Genomic DNA, 15,724 nt, shown 5'->3' with positions numbered 1-15,724 from the left:
ATCGCCTCCGGTTTGCTTCGCTGCACCTCCTCTCGATGTGTTTGGCTTCGCCAAACGGTCGCTGCGCTCCCACCCCCGGATCAATCCCTCCGCTCAGCCTGCCGACGGGCGCTTGAGATCAAGAGCGGTACTCGAGCTAACGCTCATTGTGTTGAGTGGGGCGGCATGCGCCGCGTGCGGGGGTGTACTCATTTTTTTGTGGGAGCTGGCTTGCCAGTGATGGCGGCCTGACAGCCGACCTGTTTCTGTCGGTTGTACTCCACCCCTGTGGGAGCTGGCTTGCCAGCGATGGCGACCTGACAGTCGACCAAGCTCTGGCGGTTGTACTTATGCCTTGTAGGCACTGCCGAAGGCTGCAATCTTTTGATTGGCTTTGGCTTTGGCTTTGGCTTTGGCTTTGGCTTTGGCTTTGGCTTTGGCTTTGGCTTTGGCTTTGGCTTTGGCTTTGGCTTTGGCTTTTGATCTTGATCTTGATCTTGATCTTGATCTTGATCTTGATCTTGATCTTCAGGCCCATCGGCAGGCCGAGCGGAGGTGTTCATCCGGGGTAGGCGCGCAGCGCCGTGCGGCGAAGCCGCATTCATCGAGAGGAGGTGCAGCGAAGCAAACCGGAGGCGATGCCCCCGGATGGACGCCGTAGCGAGGGAACACTGAGCCTAGGCGAAGTGCCGTACGTCAGGGAGCAGCCCTTTTGGTTACTTTTGGGGCGTTTGCCAAAAGTGACCCGCCGTAAGGGCGGAACCCTAATCAGCAACACCCGCAGCAACGGATATGCTCACAACCCCCAAACCCCAATCCCCTAAACGGCCTCTAATATCAAGAGCTGCTGTCGAGCCGACGCTCATCCCGTCGAGTGGTGGACAGCAGAAGGGGGGGCTTTGCTCTTGCCAGCAACGGCGGCCAGTCAGCCAACCCAGATCTATCTGGCTCAACACTGATGCAAAAAAAAGCCCCCGACAAACCAGAGGTCTGTCAGGGGCTTTTTTCATTCAGGTGTCTTTCGGCACCTGAACGTGCTCAGCTTATTGGCAAGCTTCGCAATCCGGCTCGTCAATCGCACAAGCCTTTGGCACTGGCGCCGGACCGGCTGGAGCGGCCAGAACCGAATCGTCACCGTGGTTGCCGCCGCTGGAAACAGCGTTCAGCTTGCCGGTGTTGATGGTCGACTTCTCGGTGCTGGTCGCGGCCAGGGCACGGAGGTAGTAAGTGGTTTTCAGACCACGGTACCAAGCCATGCGGTAGGTCACGTCGAGTTTCTTGCCCGAGGCGCCAGCGATGTACAGGTTCAGCGATTGAGCCTGGTCGATCCACTTCTGACGACGGCTGGCGGCGTCAACGATCCACTTGGTGTCCACTTCGAAGGCAGTCGCGTAGAGCTCTTTGAGTTCTTGCGGGATGCGCTCGATCTGCTGAACCGAACCGTCGTAGTACTTCAGGTCGTTGATCATGACCGAGTCCCACAGACCGCGAGCCTTGAGGTCGCGAACCAGGTACGGGTTGATCACGGTGAATTCGCCCGACAGGTTCGATTTCACATACAGGTTCTGGTAGGTCGGTTCGATCGACTGCGATACGCCAGTGATGTTGGCGATGGTCGCGGTCGGTGCGATGGCCATGATGTTGGAGTTACGAATGCCTTTCTGTACACGGGCGCGAACCGGTGCCCAGTCGAGGGTTTCGTTCAGGTCAACGTCGATGTACTTCTGGCCGCGTTGTTCGATCAGGATCTGTTGCGAGTCCAGTGGCAGGATGCCTTTGGACCACAGCGAGCCGTTGAACGTCTCGTACGCGCCACGCTCGTCAGCCAGGTCGCAGGACGCCTGGATCGCGAAGTAGCTGACCGCTTCCATCGACTTGTCGGCGAACTCGACGGCAGCGTCGGAACCGTAGGCGATGTGTTGCAGGTACAAGGCGTCCTGGAAGCCCATGATGCCCAGACCCACCGGACGGTGGCGGAAGTTGGAGTTCTTCGCTTGCGGCACCGAGTAGTAGTTGATGTCGATCACGTTGTCGAGCATGCGCACGGCAGTGTTCACGGTGCGTTGCAGCTTGGCGGTGTCCAGCTTGCCATCCACGATGTGGTTTGGCAGGTTGATCGAGCCCAGGTTGCAAACGGCGATCTCGTCCTTGTTGGTGTTCAAGGTGATCTCGGTGCACAGGTTCGAGCTGTGAACCACGCCGACGTGCTGCTGCGGGCTACGCAGGTTGCACGGGTCTTTGAAAGTCAGCCATGGGTGGCCGGTTTCGAACAGCATGGAGAGCATTTTGCGCCACAGGTCTTTGGCCTGGATGGTCTTGAACAGCTTGACCTTGCCCGGGTACTCGGTCAGGGCTTCGTAGTACTCGTAGCGCTCTTCGAAGGCTTTACCGGTCAGGTCGTGCAGGTCCGGAACTTCGGATGGCGAGAACAGGGTCCACTTGCCGTCATCGAAGACACGCTTCATGAACAGGTCAGGGATCCAGTTGGCAGTGTTCATGTCGTGGGTACGACGACGATCATCACCGGTGTTCTTGCGCAGCTCGATGAACTCTTCGATGTCCATGTGCCAGGTTTCCAGGTAGGCACAGACAGCGCCTTTGCGCTTGCCACCCTGGTTAACGGCGACGGCCGTGTCGTTCACGACTTTGAGGAACGGAACCACACCTTGCGACTTGCCGTTGGTGCCTTTGATGTACGAGCCCAGTGCACGTACCGGCGTCCAGTCGTTGCCCAGGCCGCCAGCGAATTTCGACAGCATGGCGTTGTCGTGGATCGCGTGGTAGATGCCCGACAGGTCGTCCGGAACGGTGGTCAGGTAGCAGCTCGACAGCTGTGGACGCAGGGTACCGGCGTTGAACAGTGTCGGGGTCGAAGCCATGTAGTCGAACGACGACAACAAGTTATAGAACTCGATCGCACGATCTTCTTTCTGCTTCTCTTCGATCGCCAGGCCCATGGCCACACGCATGAAGAAGATCTGTGGCAGCTCGAAACGCACGCCATCCTTGTGGATGAAGTAGCGGTCGTACAGGGTTTGCAGGCCCAGGTAGGTGAATTGCTGATCGCGCTCGTGGTTGATCGCCTTGCCCAGTTTTTCCAGGTCGAAGGTGGCCAGCACAGGGTTCAGCAGTTCGAACTCGATACCTTTGGCGATGTAAGCCGGCAGCGCCTTGGCGTACAGGTCGGCCATTTCGTGATGGGTGGCGCTTTCGGCGACTTCGAGGAAGTTCAGGCCTTCGGCACGCAGGGTGTCCATCAGCAGGCGGGCGGTCACGAACGAGTAGTTCGGCTCGCGCTCAACCAAAGTACGGGCAGTCATCACCAGGGCGGTGTTGACGTCGGTCAGGGCCACGCCGTCGTACAGGTTTTTCAGGGTTTCGCGCTGGATCAGGTCGCCGTCGACTTCTTCCAGACCTTCGCAGGCCTCGGTGACGATGGTGTTCAGGCGGCCCATGTCGAGCGGTGCCAGGCTGCCGTCGGCGCGGGTGATGCGGATCGACGGATGCGCGTTGACCGCTTCTTCGGCCGGGGCGTGGGCGGCGCGTTCTTTCGAACGACCGTCACGATAGATCACGTAGTCGCGAGCAACTTTCTGCTCGCCGGCACGCATCAGGGCCAGTTCGACCTGGTCCTGGATTTCTTCGATGTGGATGGTGCCGCCCGATGGCATGCGACGCTTGAAGGTCGCGGTGACCTGTTCGGTCAGGCGGGCAACGGTGTCGTGGATTCGCGACGAAGCGGCAGCGGTGCCGCCCTCAACTGCGAGAAACGCTTTGGTGATAGCGACGGTGATCTTGTCATCGGTGTAAGGAACGACAGTGCCATTACGCTTGATCACGCGCAGTTGACCAGGCGCGGTGGCTGCCAGATCCGAAGTCGAATCGGCGGCCTGCGGCAAGGTGCCCTGCGGGTTCTCGCGAGTTGTGTCGGTTTGCATGGGTGTCTCCACGTTCTCTATGTTTGTTTGGGCACCATCACGGTGCCCACCGTTCCGTCCTGAAGCACTACAACCGGCACGCGCCGGGCATAACGACTTCGGGACAGTTCAGGAAGGGGGCCTTGTGGGCGCCGCTTCCATGCCGAAGTCTTCGGTTCGCGCGATCCGCGTCAAACCGCATTCCTTTCGGGGCGCAGTTTCAGACTGCAACACCCGTACCGTTATCGTCGTTGCCGACTGAAAAACGGTAGCCATCCGCAGGCGCGGTTTGGGCTTGTGAAAATACGTTTGGTTCAACCCGACAATGGCAATAAAAAGCCTTGAATTCACTGTCCGGTTTGTGTTTGGTTTTTTGTCTCAACCCCTACATGTAGGGTTTTTTTGAGCGCGGGCTACAAGATAATGCGTTTTGGGGGGCTATTGCAATGTATAGCCTGTGGATAAACCTGTGCGTAAATTGTGTGCGAAACGGCGAAGTCGCGTGTAGGCCGCGAACCTGCTGAGCTAGACCGTTTGTCACTGTTTTTTCGCCGGGAAAAACGCTTCAGCGGATTTTTAAGGGCGCGAACCCTATCACAAAAAACCGCCTTGTCCGAACGCATTTACCGACTTGTGTTCTGGCTGTACGCCGTTTATACAATCGGGCCATGCGCAGGCATATTTTTCCTCCAGAAACATGACAAATGATCAGGATGATCTGGCACCACGCATGCTTTTGCAGGAGCTGATCCAAGCGATCCCTTCTATTAATAAAAACAGCAAGCAGAGGTCACCGGTGGAGCAACAAGCCTTTCAGGTATTGATAGTCGAGGATGATCAGCGTCTGGCCGAACTCACTCGCGACTACCTGCAAGCCAATGGACTGCGCGTCGAAATCGAAGGCAACGGTGCACTGGCGGCGGCGCGGATCATCAAGGAGCAACCGGATCTGGTCATCCTCGATCTGATGCTGCCCGGTGAAGATGGCCTGAGTATCTGCCGCAAGGTGCGCGACCGTTATGACGGGCCGATCCTGATGCTCACGGCGCGTACCGACGATGCCGATCAGATTCAGGGGCTTGATCTTGGTGCCGACGATTACGTCTGCAAACCGGTGCGCCCACGCCTGTTGCTGGCGCGGATTCAGGCGCTGCTGCGACGCAGTGACACACCGGAGCCCGTCGCGGAAAAAAGCCGTCGACTGCAATTCGGCCCACTGGTGGTGGACGACGCTTTGCGCGAAGCCTGGTTGAGCGACAACGGCATCGAGTTGACCAGCGCCGAATTCGATCTGCTCTGGCTGTTGGTGTCCAATGCCGGGCGAATTCTGTCCCGGGAGGAAATCTTCACCGCGCTGCGTGGCATCGGCTATGACGGCCAGGATCGCTCGATCGATGTACGCATCTCGCGCATCCGCCCGAAAATCGGCGATGACCCCGATCACCCGCGCCTGATCAAGACCATCCGCAGCAAGGGCTATCTGTTTGTCCCCGAAGCCTGCGTAGACCTGCCGCTGTGAACTCGATCTTCCTGCGCATTTACGGCGGCATGTGCGCCGCGCTGATTCTGGTGGCGGTGCTCGGCGTGCTCGCGCTGAACCTGCTTAACCAGGTGCGCAGCGAGCAATACCGCGAGCGCCTGGCCCATGGCACGTTCTCGCTGATGGCCGACAATCTGCAACCGATGAACGAAACCGAGCGCCATCGCGCGCTGCTGGTGTGGGAGCGTTTGCTCGGGATTCCACTGGCGCTGAAAAAGTTTGCCGAGACCGATCTCGACCTGACCCAGCGCACCCGGGTCCAGCGCGGTCAGGCGCTGGTAGAGCAGACCGGCCCGCATGCGGCAAAGGTTTACCGGCTGGTCAGCGACAAGGAGCAACTTGTGCTGGTAGGAGAGGTGCAGCAGATCAGCGAGCAACTGGCCCGCGCGACGATTTACCTGTTGGCCGATGAGCTGGTGCGCGTGCCCGTGGGCGAGCAGCCCAAGCGGTTGGCGCAAATAAAGGAAGAGAAGGGCTTCGGATTCGATCTGCGCCTGGTCACGGTGAACGACGCCGACATGGATGAGGATCAGAGTCGTCGCGTGGCTGAGGGCGACACGGTGATGGCGTTGGGCAAGGGTGGCGATTCGATCCGCGTGTTTGCCGGCATGGTCGGCACGCCGTGGGTACTGGAAATCGGCCCGCTGTATCAGATGAATCCGTATCCGCCGGAGTGGCTGGTGTTGATCGCCGCGCTCGGCCTGAGTTTGATCGGCCTTATCGTTTATCTGTTGGTGCGCCAGCTCGAACGGCGTTTGCGCGGCCTTGAAGCGGCGGCCACACGTATCGCCAAGGGCAGCCTGGAAACCCGTGTGCCGGCGCGCGGTGCCGACTCGGTCGGACGCCTCGCCTCGGCGTTCAACAAAATGGCTGAGCACTTGCAGCAGTTGCTGGCGATCCAGCGCGAACTGGTGCGCGCGGTATCCCACGAGTTGCGCACGCCGGTGGCGCGCTTGCGTTTCGGTCTGGAGATGATCGGTTCGGCGACCACCCCGCAAGCGCTGGAAAAGTACCGTGAGGGCATGGATCACGACATCGAAGACCTCGATAAGCTGGTCGATGAAATGCTCACCTATGCCCGGCTGGAGCAGGGCTCGCCGGCGCTGACGTTCCAGCGCATTGATCTCGACGCGCTGGTCAATCAGGTCATTGAAGAACTGGCGCCGCTGCGCGCCGAGGTCACGGTGCAGCGCGGCTTGTGCCTGTCTGCAGCCGATAACGACGACGCCTGGGTCGAGGCCGAGCCGCGTTATCTGCACCGGGCATTGCAGAATCTGGTGAGCAACGCCATGCGCCATGCGCGCTCCAACGTTACGGTGAGTTACCAGGTCGGGCAGCTGCGTTGTCGGGTGGACGTCGAGGACGACGGGCCGGGTGTGCCGGAGGTGGCGTGGGAGCGAATCTTCACGCCGTTCCTGCGTCTGGATGACAGCCGTACCCGGGCGTCAGGCGGACATGGCTTGGGCTTGTCGATTGTGCGGCGGATCATCCACTGGCATGACGGCCGCGCAATCATTGGCAAGAGCAAGAGTCTGGGTGGGGCTTGCTTCAGCCTGAGCTGGCCGAGGAATCAGGAGCGCCGCTGAATCGTGGATAGTAGTGCTGGCCCCATCGCTGGCAAGCCAGCTCCCACAGGTTTCAGGGCGTACATCAAGTCTGTGTCCATCACCGGCACTGTGGGAGTTGGCTTGCCAGCGATGAGGCCCCGACAGACGATAAAGATTTCAGGCCGCAATGCTGACCAGACTCAACAACTGCCCATCCTGCACACCGAACTGCGCATCCAGCTCGGTGCCGTTGCGCCATTCGTTCGACAAGTCCGTCAACAAGCGCAAGCGCACGTGGCCTTGTTCCGTCCACTCCAGCACTTCCGCGTGCTCGAAGTAAAAGCGCTTCTGCACGATCGGGTAAAGCGCCTTGAACAGGCTTTCTTTCACCGAAAACGTCAGCGTCACCCACAGTGCCAGTTGCTCCCTCTCACCGGCGGCCATGCGCCGCATTTCTGCCGGTATGAGGATTTCCCCGGCGAGACGCTCGGCGCGTTCGGTGTTGAGCAGGTTTTCCAGATCCATGCCCAGACCGCGCCAATGCTGCTTGTTGGCGACAATCGCTGCCGCACGACCGGTGCTGTGGGTGATCGAACCGCAGATATGTGCCGGCCACACCGGCGCGCGATCTTCGCCGATCGCCGGGACCACTGCAGTGCCTTCCAATTGCTGTAACGCCGCGCGGGCACAGATGCGCCCGGCGAGAAACTCCGCCTGGCGCTTGGCCACCGAGCGTTGAATGCTTGGCGGTGGCTCGATAGCGCTGCGCCGGAAATCATCGCCGAGCAGTTGTGACGGATCGAAGTGAGTGCTGAGCAGCACGGTGTCAGGCAACACCGTCGGCATTGGCCAGTGGGTATCGAGCGGGGTGCAGCAAGCGGGCAGGGCGGGGGTAGGATTCATGGCAGGCATTTTGCCGTTTGGCAGTCAAACTGGGTAGAGGCACTGATCGTTCCGATGCTCTGTGTGGGAACACCTCAATGGACGCTCTGCGTCCGCTTTGGGACCCAGAGCGTCCCGGGCTGCATCCCCACGCGGAGCGTGGGAACGATCAGGTGCGGGCGGGTCAGCTGAAGATTTTCTGGAAGAACGCTTTCATGTCCGCCCAGGATTTTTCATCGGCAGCCTTGTTGTAGCCGATATCCGGGCCACCGTGCTCGCCGTGGCTCAAGCGATCGGCATCCGGATTGGTAAAGCCATGCTTGGCACCGTCAAGACTGACGAATTTATAGTCAGCACCGGCCTTGTCCATTTCCGCTTTGAAGGCGCTGACGTTGTCCGGCGTGACCATGCTGTCCAAGGCGCCATGTTCCACCAGAATCTTCGCCTTCACACTGCCGGGTGTGGCCGGGGTCTTGGTCGCCAGTGCACCGTGGAAACTCACCACACCGGCTAGCGGTTCACCCTGGCGCGCCGCATTCAGCACCACGCCACCGCCGAAGCAGTAACCAATGGCCGCGAGTTTGTTCGCGTCGGTCTGCGGTTGTTTCTTCAGCAGGTTCAGCCCGGCCTCAAAACGTTTGCTGGAGGCCGCCGCATCCTGAGTTGCCGCCTGCATGAACGCCATGGCGTCTTTCGGGTGCTCGGTGTTCTTGCCCTCGCCGTACATATCAATCGCCAGCGCGCTATATCCCAGCTCAGCCAGGTCCCGTGCGCGGCGCTTGGCGTACTCGTTCAAGCCCCACCACTCATGTACCACGACAATTCCCGGGCGTTTGCCTTTGATGGCGTCGTCGTAGGCGTAGTAGCCAATCAGCTGTGTGCCGTCGGCACTTTGATAGGGGATTTCTGCGGTCTTGATCGCAGCCTGAGTGAGGCTGCTGACAGCGAGGAACGTGAGGGCGAGGAACAGGCGCATATCGGTCTCCTTGGCGAAAAGTGCTCAGAACAGCCTAGTCGATTTGGTTCAGGTCAGGTTCAGAGAGTGTTCAGGGGCGGTACAGGGGAGGGTCAGTAACCTTGCGCCATACCCAAACAGCACTGTGAAAGAGGAAATCCCATGACTCGTTTTAATAAACTGCTGCTGGCATTGACCGTAATGAGCGCCAGCGTCGCGGCCCAGGCCGACACCACTTCGAACTTCGCCGGTCTGACCTTCGGCCAGACCAGTGACAAGATCGACAAATCCCATGCTCTGAACAACAACCTCGATCACCCTAACGCCACCGGCGCGATCGACGGCAACAACACTTACGGCGTACGCCTCGGCCAGCAAAACTCGCAGGGCCGCTACTACGCGACTTACGACAACGTGTCCGGTTCGCACAATGGCATTAAACTGCGCCAGGAAAACCTGCTGGGCAGCTACGATCTGTTCTACCCGGTGGGCAGCACCACCAAATTGTTCGGCGGCGCGACGGCGGGTTTGACCAAGTTGACCCAGGAGTCGCCAGGCTATAGCCGCGACAGTGACATCGGTTACGCGGTCGGCGGCCAGTTCGGTGTGATGCAGCAAGTTTCGCAAAACACTTCGGTGGAACTCGGTTACCGTTACCTGCGCAGCAATGCCAGCACCGAGATGAGCGAACGCGGTGGCAGCAAGCAAGGCTCGCTGGACCTGACCAGTAGCGCGCAGACTTACCTGTCAGCCAACTACTTTTTCTAAAGTGTTGCCGCCAGGCTAAATGTGGGAGCGAGCCTGCTCGCGAAGGCGATGTGTCAGTCGACATCTTCATTGACTGATCCACCGATTTCGCGAGCAGGCTCGCTCCCACAGGTGTGTTTTTGGAGATTCTGATTTGCCCGGGAGAGCGATATGAAACTGTTGGTCGTCGAAGATGAAGCGCTGTTGCGCCATCACCTGCAAACCCGTCTGACGGAGAGCGGCCACGTGGTTGAGTCCGTGGCCAATGCCGAGGAGGCGTTGTACCAGACCGGACAGTTCAACTTTGACCTGGCGGTGATCGATCTCGGTCTGCCGGGCATGGGCGGTCTCGACCTGATCCGGCAGTTGCGCTCGGGCGGCAAGACCTTCCCGATCCTGATCCTCACCGCACGTGGCAACTGGCAGGACAAGGTCGAAGGCCTCGCTGCCGGCGCCGACGACTACGTGGTCAAACCCTTCCAGTTCGAAGAACTCGACGCGCGCCTGAATGCCTTGCTGCGCCGCTCCAGCGGTTTTACCCAGTCGACCATCGTCGCCGGCCCGCTGTTGCTCGACCTCAATCGCAAGCAGGCGACCCTCGACGAGCAACCGCTGGCGCTGACCGCGTACGAGTACCGCATCCTCGAATACCTCATGCGCCATCACCAGCAAGTGGTGCCCAAGGATCGCCTGATGGAGCAACTCTATCCGGACGACGACGAGCGCGATCCGAACGTCATCGAAGTGCTGGTCGGCCGCTTGCGCCGCAAACTCGAAGGCCCGGCCGGGTTCAAGCCGATCGACACCGTGCGCGGCCTCGGCTACCTGTTCAATGAGCGCTGCACTTGATTCGTTCTCTTCGCGTCCGGTTGATGCTCGCCGCCACCACGTTGGCGGTGTTGTTCATGCTCGCCTTGCTGCCGGCCATGCAGGGCGCATTCAGCCTCGCGTTGCAGGACTCGATCGAGCAGCGCCTGGCTTCGGACGTCACCACGCTGATCTCGGCTGCGCGCATTGAAAACGGCAAACTGGTCATGCCTTCGCAGTTGCCGGATGAGCGTTTCAACCTCACCGACTTCCGGCTGCTCGGCTATATCTACGACCGTGAGGGGCATCTGGTCTGGCGCTCGAAAGCCACTCAAGAGGAACAGATCAACTACAAGCCGCGTTACGACGGCCTCGGTAACGAATTCGCGCGAATTCGCGAGGCCAGCGGTCAGGAGTTCTTCGTCTACGACGTTGAAGTGAAACTGCTTGGCGGTAAAAGTGCGGCGTTCAGCATCGTCGCCCTGCAACCAGTGCGTGAGTACGAAACTACCCTTGAAGGCTTGCGCGAAAATCTTTATCTGGGCTTCGGCGCAGCGTTGCTCGTTTTGCTGGCGCTGTTGTGGATCGGCTTGACCTGGGGCCTCAAGGCCTTGCGTCAACTCAGTCAGGAGCTGGATGAGATCGAGGGCGGCACGCGTGAAAGTCTCACTGAGCAACACCCGCGCGAGCTGTTGCGTCTGACGGGCTCGCTGAACCGATTGCTGCTGAGCGAGCGGCAGCAGCGTAGTCGTTATCGCGATTCTCTGGATGATTTGGCGCACAGTCTGAAAACGCCGTTGGCGGTGTTGCAGGGGGTCAGTGAGGACATGGCGCAACGGCCCAAGGATCTGGATCAGGCCTGGGTGCTGCAGAGCCAGATCGAGCGTATGAGTCAGCAGATCAGTTATCAGTTGCAGCGGGCGAGTTTGCGTAAAAGCGGTCTGGTGCGGCATCAGGTGCGCTTGCAACCGGTGCTTAAAAGTCTGTGCGATACGTTGGACAAGGTGTATCGCGACAAGCAGGTGCGGGTGGCGTTTGATTTGCCGGAGCATTGTTATGTGCCGATCGAGCAGGGCGCTTTGTTGGAAATGATGGGGAATTTGCTGGAGAACGCGTATCGGCTGTGTCTGGGTGAGGTGCGTATCAGTGTGCGTGAGAGCCTGGCCGGGATTGATTTGTGTGTCGAGGATGATGGGCCGGGGGTGCCGCCGGATCAGCGGGCGCGGATTCTGGAGCGTGGGGAGCGGTTGGATCGGCAGCATCCGGGGCAGGGGATCGGGTTGGCTGTGGTCAAGGATATTATCGAGAGTTATAACGCGAAGTTGATGTTGGGAAATTCGCCGATGGGGGGGGCGGCGTTTCGGATTCATTTTCCTGCGGTTTGAGGGGGGGGGGGGCTGGGTTTTGGGGGGCATATCCGTTGCTGCGGTAACGGCTTCCTATGGTTCCGCCCTTACGGCGGGTCACTTTTTCCAGACGCCGAAAAAGTAACCAAAAAGGCTTTACCCTGACGTACGGCCCTCGCTGTGGCTCGGGTTCCTTCGCTGCGGGATCGATCCGGGGGTCATCGCCTCCGGTTTGCTGCGCTGCACCTCCTCTCGATGTGTTTGGCTTCGCCAAACGGTCGCTGCGCTCCCACCCCGGATCAATCCCTCCGCTCAGCCTTCCGACGGGCGTTGAGATCAAGAGCGGTACTCGAGCTAACGCTCATTGTGTTGATTGGTGAAGATCAAGAGCGGTACTCGAGCTAACGCTCATTGTGTTGATTGGTGAAGATCAAGAGCGGTACTTGAGCTAGCGCTCATTGTGTTGATTGGTGAAGGTCAAGAGCGGTACTTGAGCTGACGCTCATTGTGTTGATTGGTGAAGGTCAAGAGCGGTACTTGAGCTGACGCTCATTGTGTTGATTGGTGAAGGTCAAGAGCGGTACTTGAGCTGACGCTCATTGTGTTGAGTGGTGAAAAGCGTGTGGTCGGCTTTGGTTTTGTGTTGGGTTTGCCCCTCACCCCAGCCCTCTCCCCAAGGAGAGGGCGCCGATTTGTGAGCCTTTCGAATCCGAGTTCGACTCGGTATTTCATGTCGGCGTAGCTCTCCCAAACACCTCGGTCAGTCCCCTCTCCCTCCGGGAGAGGGCTAGGGTGAGGGGCTCTTGATTTGGCTGTTGATCTGGCTTTTGATCTGGCTGTTGATCCTGCTCTTGATCTTCAGCCCCATCGGCAGGCCGAGCGGAGGTGTTCATCCGGGGCAGGCGCGCAGCGCCGTTTGGCGAAGCCAAACACATCGAGAGGAGGTGCAGCGCAGCAAACCGGAGGCGATGCCCCCGGATGGACGCCGTAGCGAGGGAACACTGAGCCTAAGCGAAGTGCCGTACGTCAGGGAGCAGCCCTTTTGGTTACTTTTGGGGCGTTTGCCAAAAGTGACCCGCCGTAAGGGCGGAACCCTAAGCAGCCGTTACCGCAGCAACGGATATGCTCCCAAATCCCAAACCCCAAACCCCAAACCCCAAACCCCAAACCCCCAGAAATCCCAGACAAACAAACCCACCTCCGAAATCCACGGTATTTCAGAAGGCGAGATCTCGAAGACACCTCACTGCTCCTGCGCCCGATAAGCCCCCGGCGTCACCCCCGTCCACTTCTTGAAAGCCCGATGAAACGCCGACGGCTCGGAAAACCCCAGCTGCTCGGCAATCTGTTGCAACGACAGATCCGCCCGCCCCAAATGATAAATGGCGATATCCCGCCGCAACTGATCCTTCAACTCCTGAAAACTCGTGCCTTCCTCACGCAAATGCCGGCGCAGCGTTTGCGGGCTGATGTGCAAGTGCGCCGCCACCGCTTCCAGATCCGGCCAGTGCGCACTGTCGCGGCTGAGCAAGCGGCGCAGGCGACTGCTGAGACTGTCGCCATCATCCGGACGAGACAGCAAGTCAGCGGGGGAGCGTTCGAGGAAGTGTTTGAGGGTGCGTTCATCCTGCAAAAGTGGCATGTGCAGGTAACGGCTGTGAAACAGCAGACTGCTTTGATCCGCTGAAAACACCAACGGGCAGGGAAACAGCAGGTCGTATTCAGCGCCGTGCGCAGGTTTCGCGTAGCTGAACGTCGCCTGCTCCAGGCGGATGCGCTGGCCGATCAGCCAACTGCCGAGGCGATGCCAGATCACCAGCAGGCTTTCGGTGAGGAAGTGATCCGGGTCCCACAACTGTGAATCGTCGAGGCTCAGGCGCACCCATTCGTCTTCGCGGCTCAGGGTCAGACGCGGGGCGTCGGGGAATAGGCTATAAAACAATAAGCCGCGTTGCAGGGCTTTTTCCAGATTGCGGCAATGAATCGAGGCGTGGCACATCATGGCGAAGCTGCCGGGTTTGCTCGGTGCCTTGCCGAAGCCCAGGTATTCGTCGTCCAGTGCCAGCCACAGGCTCTGGATCAACTGGGTGAACTGCTCCGGGGCGATGCGCGCACGGGGCTCGTCGAGCAATTCAGGGCTGATCCCCAGTTCCAGCAGCAGGCCCGAATAATCGAATCCGAGGCGGCGCGCACCACCGAGGGCGGCACGGGCGAAATGACTGGCGATGGTGCGTTCGCGCATAAGCGACAAATCCTTCCTCTGGCGCCGGATGGTAGCTGGGGGTGAATCTGGCAACAAGGCGGATTTCCGCCAAATTGTAGGACGAGATCGGGCGAGTTGGCGGAAATCCGCCACACTGGAGTAACCAGACGGTGACAAAAACGACCCTGTAATCCCTGATATCAAAAGGCTTGCTACGAAACGCACCAAAGTGGCACGACGTTTGCGATAAGAGCGACAGAAGCGTGCGTTGATCCGGCAGGAAAAAGCGTCGCTCGACACAACAAATCCCTCCAGTGCAGGAGGGTTCGCAATTCAGGTTTCGCGGTCAGCAGATGGATGCTGCCACGCGGGACGCTTGAGGAATCTTGCAATGACGACTCGTCAGCCACTGTACAAATCCCTGTATTTCCAGGTGATCGTCGCAATTTGTATCGGTATCGCGCTCGGCCACTACTACCCGCAATTCGGCGTGGCGGTGAAGCCGCTGGGTGACGGGTTCATCAAGCTGATCAAAATGATCATCGCCCCCATCATTTTCTGCACCGTGGTCAGCGGCATCGCCGGCATGCAGAACATGAAGTCGGTCGGCAAGACCGGTGGTTACGCACTTCTGTACTTTGAAATTGTTTCGACCATCGCTCTGCTGGTCGGTCTGGTCGTGGTCAACATCGTGCAGCCGGGCGCCGGCATGCACATCGACGTGAGCACCCTGGACGCCTCGAAAGTCGCGACTTATGTGGCACAAGGCGCTGATCAAAGCGTTGTCGGCTTCCTGCTCAACGTGATCCCGACCACCATCGTCGGCGCGTTCGCTACCGGTGACATCCTGCAAGTGCTGATGTTCTCGGTGATCTTCGGTTTCGCCCTGCATCGCCTGGGCGACTATGGCCGTCCGATCCTCGACTTCATCGATCGCTTCGCTCACGTGATGTTCAACATCATCAACATGATCATGAAGCTCGCGCCAATCGGTGCCTTCGGTGCGATGGCATTCACCATCGGTGCCTACGGTGTCGGCTCGCTGGTGCAGTTGGGTCAGTTGATGATCTGCTTCTACATCACTTGCCTGGCGTTCATTCTGATCGTGCTCGGCGGTATCGCGCGCATGCACGGTTTCAGCGTGCTGAAGATGATCCGCTACATCCGTGAAGAGCTGCTGATCGTACTCGGCACCTCGTCGTCGGAATCGGTACTGCCACGCATGCTGATCAAGATGGAGCGTCTGGGCGCGAAGAAATCGGTCGTGGGTCTGGTGATCCCGACGGGCTACTCGTTCAACCTCGACGGTACTGCGATCTACCTGACCATGGCGGCGGTGTTCATTGCTCAGGCAACTGACACGCACATGGACATCACCCATCAGATCACGCTGCTGGTGGTGTTGCTGCTGTCTTCCAAAGGCGCTGCCGGTGTGACCGGTTCGGGCTTCATCGTGCTGGCGGCCACGCTGTCGGCGGTGGGTCACCTGCCGGTGGCCGGTCTGGCGCTGATCCTCGGTATCGACCGTTTCATGTCCGAAGCGCGCGCACTGACCAACCTGGTGGGTAACGCTGTTGCGACCATCGTGGTTGCCAAGTGGGTGAAAGAGCTGGACACCGATACCCTGCAAGCCGAGCTGGCTTCGGGTGGTCGCGGTATCGCTGATACCCGTCCTGAAGACGACCTGGGTGTGGCTGAAGGCCCGACGCCGAGCAACGTCAAGTAAGTAAAAAACCGGCATCACTGCGATGCCGGATTGTGAAGAGCCCTTGTGGTGAGGGGATTTATCCCCGATGAATTG

General features: G+C 59.3%; 11 protein-coding genes. 7 read left to right on the top strand and 4 right to left on the bottom strand.

Annotated features, from left to right (window positions below; translation table 11 throughout):
• The first annotated feature begins 367 nt into the window (after positions 1 to 367).
• Positions 368 to 640, top strand: coding sequence for a hypothetical protein (locus ACVVH8_RS22210; protein WP_475226325.1), 273 nt, complete (start codon positions 368 to 370; stop codon positions 638 to 640).
• Between the two features lie 382 nt (positions 641 to 1,022).
• Here ACVVH8_RS22210 and ACVVH8_RS22205 read toward each other — a convergent pair whose 3' ends face one another.
• Entirely contained in the window at positions 1,023 to 3,917 is a 2,895-nt protein-coding gene (locus ACVVH8_RS22205; protein WP_213026327.1) for a ribonucleoside-diphosphate reductase subunit alpha, read from the bottom strand.
• Positions 3,918 to 4,692: 775 nt separating this feature from the next.
• Between ACVVH8_RS22205 and ACVVH8_RS22200 the strand changes: the two genes are divergently transcribed.
• Positions 4,693 to 5,415 (top strand): response regulator, encoded by a 723-nt coding sequence (locus ACVVH8_RS22200; protein ID WP_103307391.1) that lies wholly within the window; start codon positions 4,693 to 4,695, stop codon positions 5,413 to 5,415.
• Positions 5,412 to 7,022, top strand: coding sequence for an ATP-binding protein (locus ACVVH8_RS22195; protein WP_103307389.1), 1,611 nt, complete (start codon positions 5,412 to 5,414; stop codon positions 7,020 to 7,022). Before ACVVH8_RS22200 ends, ACVVH8_RS22195 begins: the two co-directional genes overlap by 4 nt.
• 138 nt (positions 7,023 to 7,160) lie before the next feature.
• Here the strand turns inward: ACVVH8_RS22195 and ACVVH8_RS22190 are convergent, their stop codons facing one another.
• Together ACVVH8_RS22190 and ACVVH8_RS22185 are read right to left on the bottom strand one after the other, a co-directional pair.
• On the bottom strand, positions 7,161 to 7,886 hold the full coding sequence (locus ACVVH8_RS22190; protein WP_475226374.1) for a 4'-phosphopantetheinyl transferase family protein: 726 nt from the start codon (positions 7,884 to 7,886) through the stop codon (positions 7,161 to 7,163).
• Positions 7,887 to 8,049: 163 nt separating this feature from the next.
• Entirely contained in the window at positions 8,050 to 8,841 is a 792-nt protein-coding gene (locus tag ACVVH8_RS22185) for a dienelactone hydrolase family protein (protein WP_103307387.1), read from the bottom strand.
• 141 nt (positions 8,842 to 8,982) lie between these two features.
• Between ACVVH8_RS22185 and ACVVH8_RS22180 the strand changes: the two genes are divergently transcribed.
• From ACVVH8_RS22180 to ACVVH8_RS22170, 3 genes are all read left to right on the top strand, one after another.
• Entirely contained in the window at positions 8,983 to 9,588 is a 606-nt protein-coding gene (locus ACVVH8_RS22180; protein WP_103307386.1) for an outer membrane beta-barrel protein, read from the top strand.
• Positions 9,589 to 9,738: 150 nt separating this feature from the next.
• Positions 9,739 to 10,416 carry a response regulator transcription factor gene (locus ACVVH8_RS22175; RefSeq protein WP_008079190.1) on the top strand — a complete coding sequence of 226 codons (678 nt, stop codon included), beginning with the start codon at positions 9,739 to 9,741 and terminating at the stop codon, positions 10,414 to 10,416.
• On the top strand, positions 10,413 to 11,759 hold the full coding sequence (locus ACVVH8_RS22170) for an ATP-binding protein (protein WP_475226372.1): 1,347 nt from the start codon (positions 10,413 to 10,415) through the stop codon (positions 11,757 to 11,759). Before ACVVH8_RS22175 ends, ACVVH8_RS22170 begins: the two co-directional genes overlap by 4 nt.
• Before the next feature lie 1,204 nt (positions 11,760 to 12,963).
• On the opposite strand, the gene ACVVH8_RS22165 is transcribed toward ACVVH8_RS22170, so the two are convergent.
• Positions 12,964 to 13,962 carry an AraC family transcriptional regulator gene (locus ACVVH8_RS22165; RefSeq protein WP_475226369.1) on the bottom strand — a complete coding sequence of 333 codons (999 nt, stop codon included), beginning with the start codon at positions 13,960 to 13,962 and terminating at the stop codon, positions 12,964 to 12,966.
• Between the two features lie 352 nt (positions 13,963 to 14,314).
• Here ACVVH8_RS22165 and ACVVH8_RS22160 point away from each other — a divergent pair, with 352 nt between their 5' ends.
• Complete coding sequence (locus ACVVH8_RS22160; protein ID WP_475226367.1) at positions 14,315 to 15,649, top strand: dicarboxylate/amino acid:cation symporter; 1,335 nt, start codon at positions 14,315 to 14,317, stop codon at positions 15,647 to 15,649.
• The last annotated feature ends 75 nt before the right edge of the window (positions 15,650 to 15,724 follow it).

The sequence above is a fragment of the Pseudomonas trutticola BRTCR10 genome, assembly GCF_056155105.1.
The sequence above is the reverse complement of the archived record's forward strand: the minus strand, read 5'-3'. Positions and strand labels throughout refer to the sequence as shown.